Raw genomic sequence first — 23482 nt, 5'->3', positions numbered from 1 at the left:
ACCTTGGACGCCAACGATTATCCCAAAGGCCTACAGGTCTCCGACGATGAGTTTCAAGCGCTCAATATCAAACCCGGTAAGTTTCATGGCGATTGGAACTATACGCTTCTTCCTCGCTCTTAATCGGCAACTTAATTCTTGCCCATGCCTAACGTAGAGCCATGTTACAGCGACGCACTTTTCTTTGTGTGGTGAGTGTGTGGTTGGTCAGCCAGGCTGCCTGTACGTTCTCCGGTGGTGTCTCAACCTTCAGTAACAAGAAACATAACGGCGGCGTTGGATACCTGTCGTCGACCGAACGTAGCGGGCAATGGGAGTTCGATGGACCACCACCGAAAGTTGGTGAAGTGACTGATCGCCTCATCTATCGCCAGATGCAGAAAGAGGCAGTGTATTCGATTCTCTCATCAACAAAAGATTACGGATTGAGTGAGCCATATCCTGAGCGCAAGCGTCGTATCACTGCGATTCGCGAAATGGGAACGGTGAAAGAAAGTGAGCGAACGCGACATTACTATGAAGTTGAATTTGAGTTCGTGAACTCAGTACGAGAACAATCGACAAAGGAGGATTGAAGAATGGCTGATGCGGTAAACTTTCCCCGCCCCTTGCCGGATTTTGACGCGCAGGAATTTTGGGCGGGGTGTAATCGCGGTGAACTAGTGATGCAGCAGTGTATGAGCTGCAAGAAGTTTCGTTGGACACCGCGTCCGATGTGCCCGCACTGCAACTCGATGGACCACGAATGGGCCAAAGTCAGCGGCAAGGGCAAAGTGTATTCATGGACAATCATCACGCACCCGAATCATCCAGCAGCAGTGAATAAAGTGCCGTATAACGTGGCGCAAGTGCAACTCGATGAAGATCCTGACTTGGTGATGGTCACGAATCTGGTTGGTGTGAAGAATGAAGACATTCGCATCGATATGCCGGTCCAGGTCGTCTTTGAAGAACACGAACCAGGAGTGAAACTGGCAAAGTTCAAGCCTATCTGAAAACGAAGAGAGCTTCGCTGCGAAAAAGGGAGGGGTCGTGCAACTCAACCTCAATGGCAAAGTCGCAATTGTGACTGGTGGCAGTAAAGGGATCGGACAAGCTACTGCGCTGGGTTTTCTTGTGGAAGGAGCGTCGGTACTGATTTGTGCTCGTGGGAAAGAAGCTCTCGAAGAGATGGTACGTCAGGCGGGAAAACAGGGTGAAGGGCGGATCGTCGGTATGCAAGCGGATCTCACCAAAGGTGAAGATGTGAAGGCGGTGGTCGCTCGTTGCGTATCGACTTTCGGACGTGTCGATATTTTAGTGAATAATGCTGGCAGTGCACGTCCAGGGGATTTCCTCACTCTTCCAGATGAAGCGTGGACGGATGACTGGACGCTCAAGTTTTTTGGCTACATGCGGATGGCGCGCGAAGTGCTCGCGCAGATGCATACGCAAGGTGGGGGCGTTATCATCAATGTCGCTGGCACTGGTGGTTTGAAGCCGATGGGAAGCTATATGATTGGCGGTTCTGCCAACATCGCCGTGAATCACTTTACCAAGGCGTTGGCCGATGAGGGGGCTAAACACGGTGTCCGTGTTGTCGGGATCAACCCAGGGCCAATTCTCACCGAACGATTGGAGAAATTTCTTTCGACGTTTGGACCTGCAGGTGCGAGTCGGGAAGAAGCCTTGAAAAAAATGACGCCGCTTGGTCGTGTCGGCAAATCTGAGGAATGCGCCGATCTGATTCTTTTCCTGGCATCCGAACGCGCCGCGTTCATTCACGGCGCGAATATCACGATTGATGGTGGAGCAAATCCGGGAATTATGGGCTGAGGTTCATTATATGAGCAAATAATCCTCTGGAGATCGCGTCAACGCTCGCTGCCATTGGGTTGCCACGTTGGTGAGGAGTCTTTTCTGTGCCACCTGAGACGTTTCCGCTCCCACATAGATGTCGTTGCCTTCGCCCCTCACCCATCGCACGTGGGCATCAAGTTGTGCGCGTTCCTCGCCATCGCGGGGAAGATCTAACAACATGTCGATATCGTAGGCATCGCCCTGTCTTGGCACATATGGTGGAGTCAGGGAAAAACAAAATCCGCCAGCACTGAGATCCACGCCTTGTCCAGAGATCCACAATCCCGTCGATCCTTGACGGCGGAGACGGACAGCGAAGGATGCGGGCACCCGTAACCATTCACGTAGAACTGGACGTGCCTGATCGGGAAAAGTGAAGACCTCGATCTGTGGCAGCACAACCCGAGCGACCCGAAACGGCACGAGGCGATCATCAAGTTCCAGGTGGCCTGGTGTTCCTCGGGCTAATCCCAGCAGCGAAACTTTGCCCATTTCTGCAGTGACCCGAAGAAGCATCCGTGTGTCTTGTCGTTTCTCGACGCGACACATGGCACGCACTGCAGTTCCTTTGTGCAAGAAATCTCCTGGGACAATTCCGGTCGGACGCCACAGTCGTGAAGACGCATCAGGCGGAATGGCGCCTCCCTGTATGGGTTTGCTGCGTAAATGAGCGAGGAATCCAGTACGAACCCAGTTGAGAAACGGTGCTGTCATGCCAGTTTTCCCTTCGTACCTGCCTTTAGGTGAGCAAATAGTCGGTGGGATGCCGCGCCATCGACTGCTGAAGTTCTGAAACTAAGACTGCCAAGTCCCGTCGCTGGGTTGGGTCGTGGACCTCGATCCCGACGTGAACCTCTCCATTGGTTCTTTTGCTCCAACGGACTTCGCCTGTGACTGCAAGTTGTTCCTGGTCTCTGTGCGGCAAAGAGAAGGTCATGTCGAGTTCGTATTGCGTTCCCGAGATTGGCAAATGCGGGGAGGAGAACGCGAAGCAGCAACCTCCGGCGCTGATGTCGATCCCTTTTCCCGATTGCCATGCCCCAGGAGTGCTCGCGTGACGGAAGCGGACCGCGAACGACACCGGAATACGCAATAACTGACGGTGAACCTGCTGTGCTTGGTGAGAAAAAATCTCTACCTCAACGATAGGCAAGGCGACATGGACAACCCGAAACGGAAAGATCCTATTGTTGATCTCACAATGTCCATGGGTACCTCCCTTGAGGCCAAGCAATGGTACTTTTCCTATCTCAGCGGTAATGCTGAGGCGAAGAATTTCTCCATCCTGCTTCTGTTTCTCGACTCGACACATCGCGTGGATGGTTTCCTGCCGATGAGTGAATCCAATCAAAAAGCGCCATAGTATTGCTGAACGTCGGAAAAAACAAAAAAACCTTTAGCGCTGGCAGCCGAGAGCTGTCGCAATCAACGGTGAGCCTTTACGACTCCCTTTTTCCGCTTTAAGGTCCTCACTGGTGGGCTTGATCGCATTGTTCAGGAAAACAATTCGCCCCTTATCTTCTATTGTCCTCTTCTTATGACGCGCGGTACTCTCTATGTGGTGGCGACACCTATTGGTAATCTCGAAGATATCACCCTTCGTGCGCTTCGCGTCTTGAAAGAAGTTGACCTGATTGCTGCCGAAGATACGCGGCACACCCGGAAATTACTAACCCATTATGGGATCTCCACTCCACTGACGAGTTATTACGATCAGGTCGAGGCGGAGAAAGCGCCGGTATTGGTCGAGCAATTACAGATGGGAAAACGTATTGCCCTTGTGAGTGATGCCGGCACACCGGCTATTTCCGATCCAGGCTTCCGTCTTGTCAAAGGTGCATGGGAAGCAGGAGTCCCCGTTGTTCCTGTGCCTGGCGCCTCGACCCTAACAGCATTATTGAGCGTTGGCGGATTGCCGACCGACACGTTCATCTTTGAGGGATTTCTGCCGGCAAAACCAGGACAGCGGCAAAAAGCTCTCGAACGTCTCAAGCATGAAGAGCGCACGTTGGTATTCTTTGAGTCCCCTCATAGGTTGTTTGAGACACTGAGTGATATCGAAAAAATTTTTGGCGACCGCGACATCGTCATTGGGCGAGAACTGACAAAGATGTACGAAGAGGTGCGACGTGGACCGGTGAGCGAGGTCAGGCAGATGCTACAAGGACGTGAGGTGAAAGGAGAAGTGGCATTACTCGTTAGTGGATGGGATGGAACTACACTCACTGAGGAACCCCTGTCCTTAGTGGAGGAAATCCAACTCTTGGAAAAAGAAGGATTGTCGCTTAAAGAAATCGCTCAGACTGTGAGCGAACGACGTAAAGTGCCGAAACGTGAAGTCTACGCGCTTGGCGTCCGACTGAAAGAGAGCAAGCAATGAACCGCCCACGACGAGAGTCAGTCAGCGAGAGCAGGCAGGCGACGAAGAAAATTTCTCAACTTCTCGGGTTGCTATTTAAGGCACATCCGTGGCATGGGGTGCCGGTCGGGCAAGATGCACCTTCGGCAGTGACGGCATATATCGAGATCGTGCCGACCGACACGGTCAAGTACGAGATCGATAAGGCCACCGGAATTTTGAAGATTGATCGTCCGCAACGGTACTCGAACATTTGCCCAACATTGTATGGTTTTATTCCTCGTACCCTTTGCGCCAAACACGTCGGACAATTCTGTGTCGACAAGACGGGCCGCCCGGGAATTGTCGGAGATGGAGATCCGCTCGATATCTGTGTGCTGACGGAGAAGACCATTCCACGCGGGGACATTCTACTGCAGGCGATTCCGATCGGCGGATTGCGCATGATCGATGGCAATCAGGCCGACGATAAGATCATTGCCGTCATGCGTGATGACGCCGTTTATGGCAACTGGCGCAACATTTCCGATTGTTCGGTAACGCTAGTGGAGCGACTGCGCCATTATTTTCTGACCTATAAAGATGCACCCGATGCAACCGAGCGTCGTGTCGAGGTGACGCATGTGTATGACCAGCATGATGCTCATGAAGTGATTCGTCGCAGTCTCCGAGATTACCGCGAAGAGTTTGGTGATCCCGAAGCGACGCTGACCGCGTCGCTGCCAGACGGGAAAGATTCGGCACGCCAACGGAAGAAGTAAGCAGGAGGAGAGTCAATTAAGAGTGAAGAGTGAAGAGTTAAGAGTTAAGCATGAAGCATGAAGCATGAAGAAATAAGGCTTTGTTCCCTTCCCCCTTTTCCTTTTTCAACTCTGTACTTTTCATTCTTCACTCTTCCCGGTAAACCTCCGTCTTCGGGTAAAATGCGTACCAACCAAACCAATAAGAGACATGCCCACCAAGGCGAGGGAGTTTCTCTCCTGTTTTCGAGTTTACTAACTGTTCTTCCTGACTGTTCCAAGTTTCTCCGCTCCTTTGGTCGACAAGGGTGCCTATTGTCGTTCCGAGGGTAAACGTATGAGTGCTGCGTTCATATGCGCGAACGGTGCGGGTGTCAGCGTCGCCAACAAGCACCAGATTCACGCCAGCATGCGAATCGTTGATGACTTTTTTCTTTCCTATCACTTCCAGTGGGTACGCTTTCGGTTGTCCCTTGAGTTGTAGAGCGAAGACATAACTTTTGGTTGCAAGCCGCTGATCGCGCGGGAACACCGGGAACATCGTTTTCGGGCTCGAGAAATAATTGCCATACGGCTGACCAGGCGTGTAGTCACGTTGATGGCCAGTATTGATGTCGAGCACTTTCGTATCGGGATGATCGCGCAGCCATTGTTCCCAACTAGTAATGGTGACCGGAAGAACTTTGAGTTTCGGCCCACTTTTCGCCAACGATCCCACGACCGGCTCACCGGTCAAGTTGTGCCACAAACTTTCTGTTTGATGATCATACATCAGCTTGTTGCTGCGATAGAGAAACCCAGAAGAACTGAATGTATATGTCGTCCCACTCACGGTGGTATCGTACAGGATCCCTGATCCGCACAACGTTCAATACGACAGGGTCACTGCCTTTCCACCGACGACATCGTTGAACATCTCATGCCAATCAAGGATACGCAGTGGATAGGCGCGATGATCGTTGTTGATGGAGACACCGAAAACGGGTTCGTGCGGGGTGAGATACTTCGCTTCCCCAGGGCTGACATGCTTAGGATTGGTCAGGGCAGGGATGCCATCTTTACGCACTCCACCCCAGACCATTTCTTCAAGCCGTAGGCGATAGGGGACACCTGGATAAAGAAAATTCTCAAACGCAGGATCGATACGTGTATAGACGTTCGCTTTCCAGGCGAGAAAATTTTTGTTGGCACGAATTTCTTCATGTGCTTGCAGCCATTCGTGCCATTTGTCCCATGCCTCGCCAAACTTTTCACCAGTGAGCTTTTCTAAAACCGGTACCGGTGAGATGCCAAACAGTTCGTTGAAACGTAAGAGTTCTATGAGCGCTGGAATTGCCGCGGGGTTCTTCAATTCGCCGAGGGCCTGTATCGCTTCGACACGATAATGTTGACTCGGGTGGGTCAGGTTCGCGACCAACGCATCGACGAGGAGTTCATCTCGTTGCGCAGCATGACTGTGAAGAGAAAAGGGGACAAGGAGAAGAACGAGAACGGTGAAAAAGGGAAGAACAAAAGTGAAAAGACGGGAAGAAAAGGGGAAAGAAAGCACGGTTGATGATCGTAACGAGTTCCGGCACGTCATACGCCCTCCTTGGCACTGTGGTCATACGTTTTCTAACTACCTTTATGCAGACAAAGTTCCGAGTGCTTGTGCTTTGTCTCTCGCCCCTTTGTACGTCGAACTTGAAGCTAAATCGGACCCGCGAACATTCGTACACTTTACGCTGCGGCCTCTCGCACCTGTCATTCTGAGCGGAGCGAAGAATCTCTCTGCGACCCCAGCGTTGCACTCAGTTAGGGTAGCGTGTGCTGCGCGCACGATGCGCTCTCCTGTTTCGATGCCCGTACGCATGGCGCACGCTACGGCTTCTCTGGTGAAAACCCTAAGTGGCGCAGATCACCCGCAGGCCCGACTTCACCGCAGCCTCAGCCATAAACTCAGGGTCGCGCCCTAAATCTGATGGGCAGGGGTCCATAAAGGTCCCGACACCAAGCGATTTCAACTCTTTGAGACGATCAACGCATATCGTCATGGCTTCATTGCGCTTGAACTCTTTGACGACGACGCTATCCGCTTCCCAGCCAGACCAGGCAATAAGCAAATGTTCATGCACTAGCGTGGTTCCCAATTCCTGTGGGGTGCAGGTACCTGTGACTGTGTTGATTTTTTCTGGCATAGAACCTCCCTTTTGTGGTGAAGCCTGAAGAATTATGAGGAAGGACAAGCTTTTTCATTTTCCGAAACGCTTCACGCTTCACTCTTCACTCTTACCTTTTAGTATTTGACTACGAATCCTGCGAACTCGTTATTTCCTTCCTGCCATTCAACATTGACAGCCGAGACTCTCGCTCCTGGTGGTCCCTCGCGGCACCAAGTAATGAGCTGTTCAAGTTGCTCTTTTTCACCTTCGGCAATCAGCTCAACGCTCCCATCTGGACAATTGCGTACCCAGCCAGCCAGCCTCAAGAGACGGGCACGATCACGAGTTGAAGCGCGAAAATAAACGCCTTGTACTCGCCCCTGTACGATCACATGAATGCGCTGAACCATGCTCTCGCTTTTCTATACGGAATTATGTTGAGGTGCGAGAGCCAAGCAGGTAATGCGCGCACGCAGCAATAACGGCGCAACCCGTTCCCGACTCATTGCGAGAAAATGCCACCAGCACAGTGATGGGAAGGGATACTACGGCCATGAGGAGGTCGGCCTACTTCGCATTATGAAAGATCACGCCAAGTGTGTAGCGTGACCCAGAGGTAATCGTACTGACTCCATGCCGTACCTGCACGCGATGATAGCCGCGTTTGCCCAATGCGGGGCGATAGCGAGTGGTGAAAATGAGCATCTCGCCTTGTTCATTCGCAATCGCTTCACCGCGAGATTGGGCGCGCGGGCGTTGTTCAAATAGCAGAAACTCACCGCCAGTGTAGTCTTGCTCGCGACGACTCAAGAAAAACGTCAACTGCAACGGGAACGCGACTGCGCCGTACAAATCTTGATGTAAACAGTTGTAGCCACCTGCTTCGTAGGAGAGTAACAGCGGGGTGGGACGAGTTTGTCCGTGTTCTCGACAGTAGTCGAGAAACTCCACTAGTGTCGGTGGATACTGTTCGGGAATACGCAGGGCTTCCATCCAACGATTGGCCATCGGCGCAAGGAACGTATACGAGTGTTCACGAAGTTGGTGAACCAATGGTGGCAATGGATCGGCAAAGTACTTGTACTCACCCAGACCAAACTGATGCCGCGCCATGTTGGTGCGACTGCGAAACTTTTCGTCTTTGTCATATAAAGCGATCAATTTGCTGCATTCATCCGGCGTGAGCAGGGGGGAAGTTTTGGTGTACCCTCGATCCCAAAGAGATTGTTCGAGGGCTTGCCAGTCAAGACTTTCGAGGCGTTTTTTGATGGTCATTCAACGCCCCAGCGGGGGCTGTATTGTCGCTTCGACCGATAGGCCAGCCTCAGAACTGGCAGGATGGTAGTACAGTACCTCGAATCCTAAAACCCGCCCGTCCTTATCCTTCATGACGACGACCTCGTCGTCCGTAAGCGTACTTGCATACTCTTGCATTGGATCACCCAGCCAAATGGTCAGTGTATGGCCAACTTGATCGTGAATTACTTTGATGCGCTCCATACAACCTCTCCCTTTTTGAGGCTATCCGCCGGATATGGCGTGATCAAGAAGCCCTCTTCATTTTCTTTGCGGACAACTGCACCTACGAACCGAGGGGTGACAGTTCGATAGAAGAGAAGTACCTCCGGATCCTTTATACTGCGGCGTATCTCTGTGGGATCAGTAAGAGTTGTCACAACATTATCTAGCCGATCCGTGAGGACCGGATGTTTCACTGTTGAGATGTAGGCCCACCATTCCTTTGAGCAACGGACAGAAAATCCGAGTGGGGTCAGTACCTTGAACATGCCGTTACTCGATCATCCGCAAAAACTCGTCCTCACCGACAATCTTCACTCCCAGTTGTTGTGCCTGATCGAGCTTGGAGCCAGCTTCCTCACCAGCAACGACATAGGTCGTGAGTTTCGAAACACTCGACGACACTTTGCCGCCGAGCGCTTCGATATGTTTCTGCGCTTCTGGGCGGGTCATAGCGGCGAGTGTCCCGGTGAGTACAAACGTCTGACCGCTGAACTTGCCGTCACGTCTGGCTGTGACTTTCGGGAAATGCACTCCTGCTTTCAGTAGTTTATCTATGACCCGACGGTTCTGTTTCTGTGCGAAGAAATGGGCGATGCTGCGTGCGACCTCTGGTCCGACATCGCGAACTGCTTGGAGCTGTTCTTCGCTGGCATCCAGTATGTGTGGAAGGTCACCGAAGTGTTCTGCCAGTTGCTTGGCTGTCGCTTCGCCGACGTGCCGAACTCCGAGTGAAGAAATAAAACGAGGAAGCGTAGTTGTTTTACTCTTTTCGATCGCATCAATCAGGTTCTGCGCTGATTTTTCGGCCATACGATCTAGTGACGCAAACTGCTCCTTACTCAAGTGGTAGAGGTCTCCTGCATCACGTACTAGCTCCTTGTCGACAAGCTGCTCGATAATCTTTTCACCGAGCCCTTCGATATCCATCGAGCCACGCGCGCCAAAGAACTTCAGGCTCTCTTTCAGTTTGGCCTGACACGCGAGGCCAGTGCAGCGGTACGCAGCTTCACCTTCCTCGCGTTCGACTTCTGCTCCACAGACTGGACACTGGCTTGGCATGACAAACTTTTTCTCACGTCCGGTGCGTTTCTCGTTAATGACCTTGACGACATAGGGAATGACATCACCCGCTCGTTCGACTACTACCGTGTCCCCAATACGAATATCTTTGCGGGTGATCTCATCCATGTTGTGTAACGAGGCGTTGCGAACCGTCACGCCACCGATGCCGACCGGTTCCATCTCGGCGACAGGGGTTAACGTACCAGTGCGTCCAACTTGCGGAACAATGTTCAGAATCTTCGTTGTCGCTTGGCGAGCCGGAAATTTGTAGGCTACTGCCCACCGGGGCGAACGCGAAATTTCACCAAGCTGACGTTGCAGGGTGAAGCTATTCACTTTCACAACTGTCCCATCGATCTCGAAAGGAAGATCGTCGCGACGTTTCTCTAAGTCATCGAAGAAGACGAAGACCTCGTCAAGATTACGGCACACGCGGCGATAGGGAACCGGTTTGAGTCCCCAACCGGTCAGGGCCTCGGTAAACTCCCAGTGCGTGGCAAAGGAGACCCCTTCGACACGCCCGACACCATGACAAAAGAGATCAAGCGGTCGTTTGGCGGTAACCGAGGAGTCGAGTTGTTTTAACGACCCCGCCGTGGCGTTACGTGGATTAGCGAATATCGGCTCGCCGGCGGCTGCACGTTCGCGATTGAGTTGGCGAAACGGTTCGGTGGGAAGATATACTTCTCCGCGAACCTCTAGCACGCGCGGAATTGGGTAGCGAGATTGTGACAACAAGCGCAACGGAATCGATCGGATGGTTTTGAGGTTGGCGGTGATGTCTTCACCAGTTACCCCATCGCCGCGTGTCGAGCCTACGACCAGTTTGCCATTTTCATACACCACCTCAACGGCCACGCCATCGATCTTCGGTTCGGCTTCATATTCGATTGGTGCCTCATTTTTGAGGAAGCGATGAATCCGCTCTTCAAACTCCTGCATCTCTTCACGACTCAACACATTGGCGAGCGAGAGCATCTGCAGCGAATGGCGAACTTGTGCGAATGCTGAGAGTGGCGGCGCACCAACCTTTTGCGTGGGTGATGTGGGGTCTTGTAACTCTGGGTGCTGTTTCTCAAGCTCTGTGAGACGACGAAACAACTTGTCATACTCGGCGTCGCTGACAAGTGGATCGTCGAGCACATAGTAGCGATAGTTGTGAAGGGTTAGTTCTTGACGCAGACGTTCAACTTCGGCTTTGACTGATGTATCCGCTGGCATGGAGGGTATTGTACAGATCAGAGCAAAAAAAAAAGGCCCCTTGGAAAACTCCCCAAGTGGCCTTACGAGGGACGGACGAACAACACTTACATGACTTTGCTAACGTTTTGCGCTTGAAGTCCTTTTTCCCCGTTAGTCAGTTCAAATTGTACTTCTTCTCCAGCATTGAGGCTGCGGTAGCCTTCTTCCTGGATCGCAGAGTAATGCACGAAGACATCCTCTCCACTGTCCTGGGCAATGAACCCATACCCCTTTACGTTGCTAAACCATTTGACCTTCCCCTTCGCCATACAGCCTCCTCCTCATTTCCGCCAACCTCCCAGGGAATAACCCGGTGTGCGTCAAGATTTGCTCACTAAGAGTAGAGGTTCCCTACAAATTTGTCAAGAAAAAGCGCTCGTTCAATGAGACTCTCTTTGTGATGCTCAGAACGAAAAAATCATCCCTGATCAAGGGGGACCGTAATGTGGTACACGCTGTGTGCACGACCAACTGACAGTAACAGTCCTTGGCTCATGCGTGCATCAATCACTTTACGACGAAACTCAGCCAGCGTCTTTATTTGATTGCCAGCAACTCCCAGAATCAGATCTCCACGAGCGAACCCAATGCGTTCTGCCGGGCTGCGGTTGCGAACTTTTGTCACGGCAAGCCCATCTTTATTTTCTGCAACGGCAAGACCGAGGAGTTTCCAGGCTAGCTCATCAGCTTTCTCCTGGGGAAATCGTCCGGCAGCGACAACGGCTTCGATTTCTTGTGCATTGCGCGAGAGACGAAAGCGCAACTTGGTTCCGGTATTATAGGCACGCTCACGTTGGAGGTATTCTTCGCTTGATTGTATCGGCTTGCCATCTAGACTCGTGAGCACATCACCGCGTTGTAAGCCTGCAGTAGCCGCAGGGCTTCCAGGTTCGACTCCCCGAATCAACACACCCTGTTTTTCCTTCAGGGAAAAATGGTGGGCCAGTTCGGGAGTCAAGGTTTGGATAGCGAGTCCGATCCACGGTGGCTCGACTGCGCCGTGGCTGATCAGCTCTTCAACGATACGTTTCGCGCGGGAGATAGGAATGGCAAAGCCAATCCCTTGGGCTTTACCATAAATCGCGGTGTTGATACCGACCAGTTCCCCTTTGATGTTGAGCAAGGGCCCGCCGGAATTTCCTGGATTGATCGAGGCGTCCGTTTGAATGAAGTCGTAGTACGTTCGCTCCCCCGTGTTCAGCGAGCGATTGACGGCACTGACAACACCAGTTGTGACTGTATGCGAGAGGCCGAACGGGTTGCCGATGGCAATGACGGTCTCACCAATCATTAAGTCTTCAGATGTGCCAAGCGGCAAATACGGCAATGACTTCGCGTCATCGACTTTGAGAACCGCAAGATCCGAATCTGAATCGGCTCCGACAAGACGAGCATTGAGCTTGCGGTCGTTCGACAATTGGATTTGTACTTTGCCGGACTGCAACACGACGTGTTCGTTGGTCAAAATATAACCGTCGGCACGGATAACGACGCCTGACCCCAAGCTGCGCTCAGTGCGACGATCAGGAAATGGCTCAAAGAAATCGCGAAAGAAATCTTCGAAAAACGGATTCCCGCCAAACGGATTCGCGGGTCGTTCAACTTCTTGTGAGGAAAAGATACTGACCACAGCTGGACTGGCTTTCTGGACTGCTATGACCACTGGGCTACGACGACTCACGTCCTGGGCCCAGAGCGGACTGACAGCGAAAAGCGAGAGCATCAACATCCAAAGAGTGCGCAGGCAGGGAGAAAAAAAGCAGAGGTAGTGATTCATAGCTATTAGAAAAATGATGAAATTTCCTCAATCAAGCGTCGTAAAAGTATGACCTTGATATTATCACCCTGAACGCAGTGAAGGGTCGCTCAGAGAGATTCTTCGCTTTGCTCAGCATGACAGAGAACAACGAATTCAGCATGACAGTGTACGCGACGGTCACGCCGCTTAAGACGAGTCTAATACAGCGCCGGTTGTTGCTGCGTAATACAGTGAATCGCGCCCAGCCCCCACACAAGATCAGTGCAGGGAATACCAACGACGTGCCGGGTGGGGAAAAGTTCTTGCAGGGTAACCATCGCACGTTTGTCATTAGGGCAGTCATATGTTGGAACAAGGATGACGCTGTTCGCAATATAGAAGTTGGCGTAACTGGCTGGAAGTCTGTTGCCATCATACTCGACAGGGCTTGGCATACAGAGGGGGACGACTCGCAATGGATTTCCGTCTTGGTCGGTCATCTGTTGCAGACGCTCAAAGTTATCTCGTAACACCGCATAATTGACATCTGCAGGGTCATCTTCCAGTGCACAGACCACGGTTGTGGGATTGACGAAGCGAGCTAAGTCATCGATATGCCCATCTGTGTCGTCTCCGACAATGCCGTCTCCCAGCCAAAGGATTTTTGTCACCCCGAGATACGCACGTAAATAGGCCTCAAGCTCTACACGACTCAGCGTTGGATTGCGATTCGGATTTAAGAGACATGCTTCTGTCGTGAGTAAGGTCCCACGTCCGTTGACGTCGATAGAGCCTCCTTCGAGGACAATACCGGGTTCAAAGATCGGTAGCGCGAGCATCTTCGCGATTTTCTGAGGTACGACATCGTCAAGATCCCACGGCCCGTACTTCTCACCCCAAGAGTTAAAGATCCAATCTGTGATCGCTAACTCTCGTTTCTCTTCCAGGGATCGACAGAGGAAGATTGGTCCGTGGTCACGTGCCCAGGTGTCGTTGGTGGGAATCTCACAAAACTGGACCGTACTGAGGTCGAGTTCCGCACGCTTGAGGAGCAGCCGGGTCTCGACGGCATCCTCGGCGTCATTCACGCAGATATTGACTGGCTCGTGAGTATGGAGAGCGCGAACAATTTCGACATAGATGTCAGGTACCAAGTCGAACTTCCCTGGCCAGGTATCAAGATTATGGGGCCAGGCAAGCCAGGTTGCTTCATGCAACTCCCACTCAGCAGGCATGCGATAGCCGAGACTCGCCGGAGTGATATTTGGAATGGGTGATGGCTGTGGCATAGCGATCCCAATAGAGATTTCCTAAATGAACTGTACCAAAAGTAGCCGAGGACAATAGATGAGATGTCTTTGTAGAGACACCCTGTCGAGGGCGTCTACACTGCGGGACAATCGCTCCTCAATCCACACTTCAAATAGGAATCTCGTATATTCATTCAGTCTGCAGAAATTCTCCCCGAGGCAGATTGTAAGTCATCATCAGCAGACGTCAATGGCGCAACCTGCTTGAACGATATAGCAAAATTTTTCTTCCTCCTTTTGACAGCGGAAATCAAAGGCTCTATATAAGGGGGAATCATCTCACACTGATAGGGGCAGCACGAACGCCGTTGATAAGCGTCACAGCACATTCTGCATCGACGTGTTCTCTCCAAAGACGAGAGGCGCGCGCTACTTTTTCCTGTTGCGGCTGTTTCCTTTCTCTACGATTGTCAGTACTGGATGCGAGGGAGGCCTCGCAAAGAACAAGGGAGCAGAGGAAATAACCTCCTGTTCCTGGTGGAGAAGCTGTTCGCTGATAACCCAAGGAGGGTACGTGTACCCATGGCAGTAGCAAAAGCAAGTTCGCGTGCGGCAAAAGAACCCCGTCTGGTGGCTGCAGTCCCTGGAGGAAAACGGACTGTGAGTAGCGCTCGTCCATCGGCGAAGCGTAATGCGTTGGAAGAAACAATCGACCTCTACGGTGTGCGCAACTGGGGCAGTGAGTATTTCGATGTGAATCCTGAAGGTGAGGTCGTACTGACGTTTGAAGGAACCCGTGGCACGCCCATTGCCCTGAAGGATGTCATCACCGAAGTGCAGAAGCGAGGACTATCGACTCCAGTGGTCCTACGGTTTCCGCAGATTCTTGATTATCAGATCAAGAAGCTCGCGAGCGCGTTCAAGTCGGCAATTGCAGAGTTCGAGTATAAGCAGGAGTATTTTCCGATTTTTCCCATCAAGGTGAACCAGCTCAAAGAGGTGGTGCAAGAGGTGCTCGACTTCGGCGACCGCTATAACCTGGGTCTTGAAGTGGGGAGCAAAGCCGAACTCACTGTCGCTTTAGCACTGACAAAACGAGAAGAGGCGCCCATCATCTGCAATGGCGTTAAAGATGAAGACTATTTGAAGCTTGCGCTGATGGGCAAACAGATCGGCAAGAAAGTTCTCATCGTCCTCGAAAGCCTTTTTGAAATGCGTTTGTTGGTAGAGCTGAGCAAGAAGATGAAAGTCCGTCCTTTCATTGGCTTGCGCCTCAAGCTCTCGTCGCGCGGGAGTGGCAAATGGGAGAAATCGAGTGGTGATCTCTCTAAGTTCGGGTTCACGACGACAGATCTACTGAAGTGCATTCAAGCGCTGTCTGATGAACGGATGGTGGACTGCTTACGCATTCTCCACTTTCATATTGGTTCGCAGGTGACCGATATCAAACGCATTCGTGAAGCGGTCAAGGAAGCAGCGCGGACCTACACCAAGCTGCGTAAACATTGCACCAATCTCGATTACCTCGATGTCGGTGGCGGGTTAGGTATCGATTACGACGGCTCCCGCACTAACTCTGAGTCGAGTGTGAACTACTCCGTGCAAGAGTACGCGAACGCGATCATCTACTCGATCAAAGAGGTCTGTGAAAACGAAGACGTGCGTGAGCCAATGGTGTTGACTGAGAACGGGCGCATGGTTGCGGCACCGCATGCGGTGTTGATCTTCAATGTGGTGAATGAGTTGGCGCTGACTAATGGCCCATTGCGTCTCTCCAACATGGAGAAGAAGCCGCAGGTTATTCAAGAGATGTATGAGTCATATACCGGCATCAATGGTAAGAACTACCGCGAATATTACCACGATGTCGTCGAGCGCCGCGATGAAATGTTCTCGCTGTTCAACCTTGGCTATTTGTCATTGGAAGATCGTGGACTAGGACAAGAGTTGTTCTGGGGGGTATGCGAGCGAGCGATCAAGTGCGCCAAACTTGCCAAACACATGCCCGAAGAGTTTGAAGACGTCGAGCGCATGCTGTCGCGCAAGTTCATTTGTAACTTCTCGGTCTTTCAATCGATACCGGACTCGTGGGCGATTGATCAGCTCTTTCCGATTATGCCAATTCACCGCCTCAACGAAGCGCCGGATCGCAAAGGCTATCTTGCGGATCTCACCTGCGATTCTGACGGCAAGATCGATAATTTCATTGACTTACGTGACATCAAAGACGAACTCGAACTCCACGCGCTGAATGGTGATCCCTATTACTTGGGGGTGTTCTTTACCGGTGCTTATCAGGACGTGATGGGTGATTATCACAATCTCTTTGGCCATGTACATGATGTGTTCGTTGTGGCCGATGGCAAAGGCAACTGCCACATCACCAAAATCACGCCTGGACATAAAATTGAGGGCGTCCTGAAAGTATTTGGTTACGAACGTGGAGAGTTGACCGCGGAGTTTCGTAATCGTGTGTCTGAGGGGATTACTCGTGAAGGACTCAAACCTGAGCTGGGAAACCAACTCATGCGAGAGTATGAAGCCGCGCTTGGGAGCTATACGTATCTTACACTTGAAAAATAGCGGTCAGCGGTCAGCTTTCGGCTCAGAATGAAGGACTGCGCAGCGTCTGGCTGAAAGCTGATAGCTGCATGCTGGTAGCCTCAACATGGCCACGATTGTTAATGGCAATGATCCAGGCATTATTCGTGATGCTGCTGAAGCCCTCCGTAATGGCGAGCTGGTCGCTTTCCCCACAGAAACCGTCTACGGCCTTGGGGCCAACGCGCTGAATGCGCAAGCTGTTGCACGGGTGTTCGCGGTCAAGAATCGCCCGCACTTTGATCCACTGATTGTGCACTTGGCTGATAAAGCAGACGTGCCGCGCTATGCAACTGATATCGATGAGCGAGCGGTTGCCCTGATGGATCGTTTCTGGCCAGGGCCGCTGACGCTGGTCTTGCGCAAGCAGTCTATCATTCCTGATCTGGTGACGGCTGGGCTTGATACTGTTGCTCTTCGTGTCCCTGCCCATCCTGTTGCCCTTGCTTTGTTGCGCGAGGCTCACGTGCCAGTTGCTGCACCGAGTGCGAATCCCTTTGGTTATGTCAGCCCGACGACGGCTATGCATGTGCAGGAATTGCTAGGTGACAAAATTGAGGTGATTCTCGATGGTGGGCCGTGTACGGTTGGAGTCGAGTCGACAGTGTGTGCGTGCACTGAAGAACAAGCGGTGATTCTCCGACCAGGTGGAGTTGCGATCGAAGAGATTGAGGCCGTTATTGGCCCTGTGCAGGTCGGAGCAACGACCCATCCTGACCGCCGATCGCCTGGCACGCTTGCGTCCCACTATGCTCCCCGAGTGCCACTGTCATTGATTGCTGCGGGAGCACCTCTTCTACGTCCGCAGTCTGGAGAGCGAGTCGGGCTCTTGCTGTTGAAGCCACGACCGGTTGAAGGGTATGCGACGGTGGAATTCCTGTCACGAGATGGGAACCTCGTCCAAGCTGCTGCGAACTTGTTTGCTGCTTTACGCCGGTTAGATAATCTCGGACTTGACCGCGTGATTGCTGAGTCGGTTTCCGAGCACGGGCTTGGCCGAGCGATTATGGATCGGTTGCGACGGGCCGCGGCATAGCGCTGGAAATTACTCGCGCTTCATCCTATATTCACCCCGAAACAGAAAATCAACATAACGAAAGAGTAGGGCGGGCTGTGCCCGCCATTTTTCTATGCGACCAAAACTCAAACCGTTTGCGTTTATTCTCGTCATTCTGCTCTTAGGAGCATTGGCAGCAGGAAATTACTACATGCTGCACGAAGCTCCTTTCGGCACCTGCTCGATCGGTGCTCCCGTGACGGATATGCCGAGCATGACTCGTGGATTATCCGAACTCTCGGCGTGCATTAACTACAATTATTATTTCCTTGGGGCTCCGCTGCTTGTCGGTTTATTACTACTTCTGACTCTCCCGAAACTGGTGACGAGTGGAGAACCAACGCAAGAAGCGGCGCCGGTGCAGGCAACTACCGAGCCTAAGAAAGTTGCAGCTCCACCAAAGCCAACATCTGGTGCGGCAATACAATTTCTTGGTTTGCTGCAAAGAGAAGGTCGGCTGGTGGACTTCCTGCGTGAAGACATTACTGCCTATGATGATGGCCAGATTGGTGCGGCCGTACGTGCGATTCACGAAGGCTGTCGCCAGATTTTATCTGAACACCTGACATTGGAGCCGGTTTTGAGTGGGAATGAAGGTGACGAAGTGACCGTGCCTGCGGACTTTGATCCCTCCGCGATTCGGCTGACCGGTAATGTGACTGGCGAGCCGCCATTTCGTGGTACACTACGTCATGCTGGCTGGCGTGCCAAACAAGTAAAGCTACCGGCTCAGCCTGCTGGACAAGACACCAAGATTGTTGCCCCGGCGGAAGTGGAAATTTCGTAAACGGTGAAGAGTGAATAATTATAAAAAGCCTCCTCCTGTTTTCCATTTTTAATTCTTCATTTTTAATTTTTAATTCCTAATTATGCCTTCTCCCCGTTACATCGTCGGCATTGACCTCGGCACTACCAACTGTGTAGTGGCCTATGTTGATACTCAAACCTCAGAGACTGACAATCCACCGATCCAGCTCTTCCATGTCCCACAACTTGTGACTCCGGGAAATGTTGAAGAGCGCGATTTGCTACCCTCGTTCCTCTACCTTCCGACCGCTCGCGAGTTTCCCGCAGGAAGTCTCACCCTGCCGTGGTCTGATGACTTGCCCTTTGCCGTAGGGACGCTCGCACGCACGCGTGGGGCGGAAGTCCCAGGGCGACTAATTTCTTCGGCGAAGTCTTGGTTGTGTCATGTTGGTGTCGATCGTACCGCGCCGATTCTTCCTTGGGGCGGTGGTGAAGACCTCAAGAAAATGTCGCCGCTAGAAGTCTCAGCCCAGTATCTCGCTCACCTGCGCCTGGCCTGGAACTCAGTGATGGCGAGGGAAGATGCCGGGGCTGTGCTCGAACAACAAGAAGTGTTTCTGACTGTTCCTGCCTCGTTTGATGCCGCCGCTCGTCAATTGACTGTGGAGGCTGCTGAACAGGCAGGACTGCCCTCCGTGCGGCTATTGGAGGAGCCGCAAGCGGCTTTCTATTCATGGATCGAAACTGCCGGGGAGCGCTGGCGTAAGCAAGTCAAAGTCGGTGACGTGATTCTCGTCAGCGACATCGGTGGTGGAACCTCTGACTTTAGTTTGATTGCAGTCTCCGACGAAGGCGGTGATCTAGCCCTTAATCGTGTGGCCGTTGGTGAGCACATCCTCCTCGGTGGCGACAACATGGATCTCGCCTTGGCCTATGCTGTCCAGCAGAAGCTGTCAGCGAAAGGAACCAAGCTCGACGCCGGACAAATGCGTGGTTTGTGGCAGAATTGTCGCGTAGCCAAAGAGAACCTTCTGCAACCCGATGCGGCCAAGAAACAACAGATTGCCATTCTTGGTCGTGGTAGCAGTGTGATCGGTGGATCGATTAAGACCGACCTGACGTATGAGGAAGTCGAAACGACGCTGGTTGATGGCTTCTTCCCACGTTGCGAGGCCAACGACATGCCGAAATCAGGCCGCCGTGTTGGCTTGCAGGAAATGGGGCTTCCCTATGCCGCTGACCCGGCTGTCACACGTCATCTCGCCAAGTTCTTAACCCGTCAGAAAGAAGCTGCGAGCGAGTCCCAGAGCTTTGCGCATCCGACGGCTATTCTCTTCAACGGTGGCGTCATGAAGGCGCAGTTGTTACGTCAACGGCTGGTTGATGTGCTCGATGGCTGGCTGACACAAGAAGGAAGTCCAGCATTGCGGGCACTAGAAGGCACGAACTTAGATCACGCAGTTGCCCGCGGTGCGGCGTACTATGGCCTGGCACGACGTGGCAAAGGCGTGCGTATCCGTGGTGGCGCAGCGCGGTCGTATTACATTGGTATCGAGACCTCAATGCCTGCAGTGCCAGGGATGGCTGCTCCACTGAAAGCACTGTGTGTTGCGCCGTTCGGTATGGAAGAAGGAACAGAGAGTGATATTCCGGGGCAAGAGTTTGGTCTGGTTGTTGGCGAACCCGCGCAGTTTCGTTTTCTTGGGTCAACGACGCGACGTGAGGATCGGGTTGGAACACTGATTGAAGAGCCTGGTGATGACATCGAAGAGCTGACCCCGATGGAAACAACACTCTCCTGGATCGGCCAAGAAGGGGTGACGATTCCCGCACGCTTACAGGTGCACCTGACCGAAGTGGGAACGCTGGAACTGTGGGCAGTGTCTCGTGACGAGACTCACCGTTGGAAGCTCGAATTCAACGTGCGTAGTGCTGGTGAGGAATAGGAACTCATGAAAGTCGGGGCACGGCACGCCGTGCCCCGAGCGTCGTCAGTTGGCTTTAATGATTGAATTACCAAAGACCGCCGGATTGTCGCCAGCCGTGCCAGTATATAACGTCGAACACTGATCTTCTGCACAACTAGGCCAACTCAGATTGCCATTGTCCAGATACCATCGACTAATACTCGATTTGAACAACCCTAATTTATCACCTGGAGTACCGGTCCAGTTACCCACGACAGGCATGTAGTCTGGATTGACGTTAGGATCGACTGCGAATGAACTCACGCTCAGCAACGGCTGCACTCCTACGCCTAACGCTGTATTGCTGAAGTAGAAAGTTCCATTACTTGGCCGGAAGACGCCAATCGTTATTGTCCCGTTACCATCCCAGTCACCAGCGATGGGGAGGTCATTAGGGCGAGTCCAATTGCTGGGCGACGGGTCCGAGGGGTTCGCTTCGTTGTAAGTATCAAAACAGTAATCGATAGTGCAAGCGTCTACGGTGCCATTCCCATTTTCTAACTGCCACTGTCCCGTGCTGGACCGGAAAACGCCTACTTTGGTGCGACCGGGGTTCGGACCTACCCATTGTCCTACTATTGGTTTATAGCCAAAACTCGCTGGCCCGGTATGAATCACGCTGCTAGTTGAAGGAGGAAAATTAGAATTGCTGAGCCGGAAACACTGGGAGGCAGTGTTCGGGCACGCGGTCTGATCAGTATGGTAGACACCGAGGGTTACAGTCTTGTTTGCATCAGCATCCCAATCGCCCGTAACTGCTATATCATTCTTTCCTGGGGCGCCGAAAACACCGTAACAGAAATCCTTTGTCGGATCACCATCCGACTGTTCAGCACCGCAGCCATCAAATTTGCCATTGCTGTTGTCGCGAGACCACAAGGCGTTACTCGGACGGAAAAGACCAATAGTGTTGTCGTTGATTGCTTGAGACCCGTAGAAACTATTGAAGCCGAGCACGGTCTTAACCTTCTGGATCTCAGATCCACCTCCATGATAGAGGCCGGCGACGGGTCCAAACGACCAACGGTGTAGAGCAACAACCTCGCCCAATGCATTGAGAACTAGAGCCCCACTGTTTCCACCTATCAAAGGGCGAGTAGAGGTATACTCCAAGTCGTCTTGTGAGTAGATGAATAGCCCATTCCAGCAGCTCGTATTTTGGTGTTCAATAGTAGTAAAGACTCTTGCAGCATCGAAAACGGTTCCCACTACTTGGTGTCCGCCTCCGGGGGTGTCAAAAGAACCAACGATAAGAATCCCATCTCCATTCATAGGAGGGTTACTGATGGTGCCTTTGAACGGACCATAATCACGAAGCTTTCGATCTACGAGTAAAGAGCCGTTTCCTTCGGTGGTGTCATTATCGAGAAAAAAAGCAGCAGCGTCGGTTGTGAGCGTCTGCCCTTCAACTCGAGTATATCGTGAGGCACGACCAAGTGTAGCAGAACTAGAAGCAGGGCAGGGGATATTAAGGTTGAGCCAGGATTGGTCCTTGATAATGGGGGCATAGACTCATAGAAGATACCGCATTTGGCGGACAATTGTCTGGTAAATCGCAAGGCGGACACGTAGCGGTAGTCGAACAGCTATAAAGTACATGGGCGGCGGTAGGGCCCCACGGTTTGCCGTCTACAAGGACAATCCCACCGAGGGTGCCTCCCAAGCTGTTGGGAAGGTGCGTCACGGGATCACACGGCCATGCTGGATCATCTGTTGCTATTGCTCCGACTACTGGGCGAATTGCTGGGGAAGTGGCCGTATGGCTTGACTCTTTAATACTTTGGACAGGTTCCAAGTATACTGGTAAACCCTCGACTTCTTTTGGTACAAGCTCAGGTTGCGTTGATTCGACAGCGATTCCATCTTTTCTTAGGGTGAACCCCCGAATACCAGGTAGGTTTCTAAAAAACTCAAAGTGACGTTGTATAATGTCTTGGGCTTTCTCGTAAGGAATCCCGGCAATAGGTGGATGCGGCGGTCTCATGATGTCTAGAGGGAAAGGTTGGAAGTCATTGGTAGGTTGACAAAACCGCCACCGATAACGGCGATGTTCCTCAAATCCGCTAGGGCAGCTAGTTGCGTCTTTGAGAGGCTCCCTGATACCACCGGGTTTCAGGACGATCACGCCAGGGGGCGGAGGGAGAACCTGAATGATGTCGACTTTAACAGGGATACCTTCCACCTCTTTGGGGACCAGATCGGGACGATCAGTTTCAATCCAGAGTTCTCCGGTATCCGCGGACGGAAGAACTCCGAGCACATCGGGATTCTCAAACAACTTTTCTTGATTTCGGCGATACACGTCCAGGACGCGTTGTTGAACTTCTGGAGAGGCGAAGGGAGGAGGCTCCTTCGGTGGTTGGGAACCGTCTGGTACAGGCGAGACTTGGTTTTGCGCTTCTAGCCGTTGGAGAGAAAACCAGGCTACTGTACAGAGCAAGCCGAGAAAGATTGTACGCCGGACCATAACTCCCTCCCTTACTGATCACTTTAAGTTATCTCATATCGCCGTGAAAGTCTCCTCTGATAGGCGGACTTTTACTCACCCCCCCCCTGCAAGTGTCAAGTCGAAAAATCGCTAACGAGAGAAGCGGAAATCTCTGTATGACTTGGTGGTGAAACTGCTATGTGCCTTAGTGCGCTCAATGCTGAAGTTGCCTCGGAGAGGGATACGACATCGCGGTCACACCAAGATCTGGATGATTGCTATAGTGGTGGTCTGAGGCGATCCTTCGTTGCCTCCCGCCCGATCATCGGCAGATTGTGTGGTGGTCATATGGGTGCCTGATTGAAAAGCCTGGTATCACGATGATACGATACCAAGCGGTGGAAAAAAAGAAACCACACTTCAACCTGCAGACAGTGAAGCGATTGGTGAAGAGTCCGAATTCGCGTGTGATTACCCGGCAAGCGTTCAAAGATGCCGCTGTTTTGGGCTTGGAGGAATCCGACATCGTAGAATGTGTTGCTCTGCTCACACCGCAGGATTTCTATAAGAAAGTGTTTTTTAATTCGTATTTTCCGTCGTCACCATCCGCAGCGTGCGCCGGATACTGGCCAAGTACACCATAGCGTCACTGGAAACGGTGGTATGTTCGAAGTCCCGACACAAGCGCCGCTAGCGCCCCAGCCAACCGAAGGACCGCTCCACCACCCAGCGGCGGGGCAACACGGTAAAGCCTTTGGCGTCTGCCGAACGGCGCACCACCTCCAAGCGC

The 23482-nt window shown here is 52.3% G+C and carries 26 protein-coding genes; 11 read left to right on the top strand and 15 right to left on the bottom strand.

The annotated features are described in order from the left end of the window. The 4 genes from FJ147_16405 to FJ147_16390 all read left to right on the top strand — a co-directional run. The coding region (locus FJ147_16405) for a hypothetical protein (protein MBM4257463.1) at positions 1 to 123 on the top strand (123 nt) is incomplete at its 5' end. A 38-nt stretch (positions 124 to 161) separates the two neighbouring features. Beyond that, complete coding sequence (locus FJ147_16400; protein MBM4257462.1) at positions 162 to 575, top strand: hypothetical protein; 414 nt, start codon at positions 162 to 164, stop codon at positions 573 to 575. A gap of 3 nt (positions 576 to 578) precedes the next feature. After that, the gene (locus tag FJ147_16395) at positions 579 to 995 is read left to right on the top strand and encodes a hypothetical protein (protein MBM4257461.1); all 417 of its coding nucleotides are present in this window, start codon (positions 579 to 581) and stop codon (positions 993 to 995) included. A gap of 37 nt (positions 996 to 1032) precedes the next feature. After that, complete coding sequence (locus FJ147_16390; GenBank protein ID MBM4257460.1) at positions 1033 to 1815, top strand: SDR family oxidoreductase; 783 nt, start codon at positions 1033 to 1035, stop codon at positions 1813 to 1815. 6 nt (positions 1816 to 1821) lie between these two features. Here FJ147_16390 and FJ147_16385 read toward each other — a convergent pair whose 3' ends face one another. Both FJ147_16385 and FJ147_16380 read right to left on the bottom strand, forming a co-directional pair. Continuing rightward, on the bottom strand, positions 1822 to 2553 hold the full coding sequence (locus FJ147_16385; GenBank protein MBM4257459.1) for a PilZ domain-containing protein: 732 nt from the start codon (positions 2551 to 2553) through the stop codon (positions 1822 to 1824). Positions 2554 to 2578: 25 nt separating this feature from the next. After that, positions 2579 to 3190 carry a hypothetical protein gene (locus tag FJ147_16380; GenBank protein MBM4257458.1) on the bottom strand — a complete coding sequence of 204 codons (612 nt, stop codon included), beginning with the start codon at positions 3188 to 3190 and terminating at the stop codon, positions 2579 to 2581. Positions 3191 to 3376: 186 nt separating this feature from the next. On the opposite strand from FJ147_16380, the gene rsmI reads away from it, so the two are divergent. Beyond that, positions 3377 to 4219, top strand: a complete 843-nt coding sequence (gene rsmI, locus FJ147_16375; GenBank protein ID MBM4257457.1) for a 16S rRNA (cytidine(1402)-2'-O)-methyltransferase — start codon at positions 3377 to 3379, stop codon at positions 4217 to 4219. Then, the gene (locus FJ147_16370) at positions 4216 to 4959 is read left to right on the top strand and encodes an inorganic pyrophosphatase (protein MBM4257456.1); all 744 of its coding nucleotides are present in this window, start codon (positions 4216 to 4218) and stop codon (positions 4957 to 4959) included. The genes rsmI and FJ147_16370 overlap by 4 nt, the downstream gene beginning before the upstream one ends. Positions 4960 to 5086: 127 nt before the next feature. Here FJ147_16370 and FJ147_16365 read toward each other — a convergent pair whose 3' ends face one another. The 11 genes from FJ147_16365 to FJ147_16315 form a co-directional block, all read right to left on the bottom strand. Further along, on the bottom strand, positions 5087 to 5803 hold the full coding sequence (locus tag FJ147_16365; GenBank protein MBM4257455.1) for a DUF3179 domain-containing protein: 717 nt from the start codon (positions 5801 to 5803) through the stop codon (positions 5087 to 5089). Positions 5804 to 5806: 3 nt separating this feature from the next. After that, complete coding sequence (locus tag FJ147_16360) at positions 5807 to 6520, bottom strand: DUF3179 domain-containing protein (GenBank protein MBM4257454.1); 714 nt, start codon at positions 6518 to 6520, stop codon at positions 5807 to 5809. A gap of 301 nt (positions 6521 to 6821) precedes the next feature. After that, positions 6822 to 7115, bottom strand: coding sequence for a hypothetical protein (locus FJ147_16355; GenBank protein ID MBM4257453.1), 294 nt, complete (start codon positions 7113 to 7115; stop codon positions 6822 to 6824). Positions 7116 to 7213: 98 nt separating this feature from the next. Further along, positions 7214 to 7489: an acylphosphatase gene (locus tag FJ147_16350; protein ID MBM4257452.1), complete on the bottom strand. Its 276-nt coding sequence runs from the start codon at positions 7487 to 7489 to the stop codon at positions 7214 to 7216. 157 nt (positions 7490 to 7646) lie between these two features. Next, positions 7647 to 8354: a prolyl 4-hydroxylase subunit alpha gene (locus FJ147_16345; protein MBM4257451.1), complete on the bottom strand. Its 708-nt coding sequence runs from the start codon at positions 8352 to 8354 to the stop codon at positions 7647 to 7649. Then, on the bottom strand, positions 8355 to 8579 hold the full coding sequence (locus tag FJ147_16340) for a DUF2283 domain-containing protein (protein ID MBM4257450.1): 225 nt from the start codon (positions 8577 to 8579) through the stop codon (positions 8355 to 8357). It lies immediately after the preceding gene. Continuing rightward, positions 8561 to 8866, bottom strand: coding sequence for a DUF4258 domain-containing protein (locus tag FJ147_16335; protein ID MBM4257449.1), 306 nt, complete (start codon positions 8864 to 8866; stop codon positions 8561 to 8563). Before FJ147_16335 ends, FJ147_16340 begins: the two co-directional genes overlap by 19 nt. Positions 8867 to 8870: 4 nt before the next feature. Beyond that, entirely contained in the window at positions 8871 to 10883 is a 2013-nt protein-coding gene (gene ligA, locus FJ147_16330) for an NAD-dependent DNA ligase LigA (protein ID MBM4257448.1), read from the bottom strand. Between the two features lie 86 nt (positions 10884 to 10969). After that, complete coding sequence (locus FJ147_16325; GenBank protein MBM4257447.1) at positions 10970 to 11173, bottom strand: cold shock domain-containing protein; 204 nt, start codon at positions 11171 to 11173, stop codon at positions 10970 to 10972. Positions 11174 to 11322: 149 nt separating this feature from the next. Beyond that, positions 11323 to 12681, bottom strand: a complete 1359-nt coding sequence (locus FJ147_16320) for a PDZ domain-containing protein (GenBank protein MBM4257446.1) — start codon at positions 12679 to 12681, stop codon at positions 11323 to 11325. 179 nt (positions 12682 to 12860) lie between these two features. Further along, the gene (locus FJ147_16315; protein MBM4257445.1) at positions 12861 to 13877 is read right to left on the bottom strand and encodes an agmatine deiminase family protein; all 1017 of its coding nucleotides are present in this window, start codon (positions 13875 to 13877) and stop codon (positions 12861 to 12863) included. Positions 13878 to 14474: 597 nt separating this feature from the next. Here FJ147_16315 and speA point away from each other — a divergent pair. The 4 genes from speA to FJ147_16295 all read left to right on the top strand — a co-directional run bounded on the left by speA (position 14475) and on the right by FJ147_16295 (position 20243). Next, entirely contained in the window at positions 14475 to 16475 is a 2001-nt protein-coding gene (gene speA / locus FJ147_16310) for a biosynthetic arginine decarboxylase (GenBank protein ID MBM4257444.1), read from the top strand. An 85-nt stretch (positions 16476 to 16560) separates the two neighbouring features. After that, a complete protein-coding gene (locus tag FJ147_16305; GenBank protein ID MBM4257443.1) occupies positions 16561 to 17529 on the top strand; it encodes a threonylcarbamoyl-AMP synthase in 969 nt (322 codons plus the stop codon). A 235-nt stretch (positions 17530 to 17764) separates the two neighbouring features. Next, on the top strand, positions 17765 to 18337 hold the full coding sequence (locus tag FJ147_16300; protein ID MBM4257442.1) for a DUF2760 domain-containing protein: 573 nt from the start codon (positions 17765 to 17767) through the stop codon (positions 18335 to 18337). An 82-nt stretch (positions 18338 to 18419) separates the two neighbouring features. Then, the gene (locus FJ147_16295; protein MBM4257441.1) at positions 18420 to 20243 is read left to right on the top strand and encodes an Hsp70 family protein; all 1824 of its coding nucleotides are present in this window, start codon (positions 18420 to 18422) and stop codon (positions 20241 to 20243) included. 45 nt (positions 20244 to 20288) lie between these two features. Here the strand turns inward: FJ147_16295 and FJ147_16290 are convergent, their stop codons facing one another. Together FJ147_16290 and FJ147_16285 are read right to left on the bottom strand one after the other, a co-directional pair. Next, positions 20289 to 21221, bottom strand: coding sequence for a hypothetical protein (locus FJ147_16290; GenBank protein ID MBM4257440.1), 933 nt, complete (start codon positions 21219 to 21221; stop codon positions 20289 to 20291). A gap of 511 nt (positions 21222 to 21732) precedes the next feature. Next, positions 21733 to 22731 carry a hypothetical protein gene (locus FJ147_16285; protein MBM4257439.1) on the bottom strand — a complete coding sequence of 333 codons (999 nt, stop codon included), beginning with the start codon at positions 22729 to 22731 and terminating at the stop codon, positions 21733 to 21735. 341 nt (positions 22732 to 23072) lie between these two features. Between FJ147_16285 and FJ147_16280 the strand changes: the two genes are divergently transcribed. After that, complete coding sequence (locus tag FJ147_16280) at positions 23073 to 23336, top strand: hypothetical protein (GenBank protein ID MBM4257438.1); 264 nt, start codon at positions 23073 to 23075, stop codon at positions 23334 to 23336. The last annotated feature ends 146 nt before the right edge of the window (positions 23337 to 23482 follow it).

This window comes from Deltaproteobacteria bacterium (assembly GCA_016874775.1).
Lineage (GTDB): Bacteria > Desulfobacterota > Binatia > Bin18 > Bin18 > VGTJ01.
This window is presented reverse-complemented; position numbering and strand designations above follow the sequence as displayed.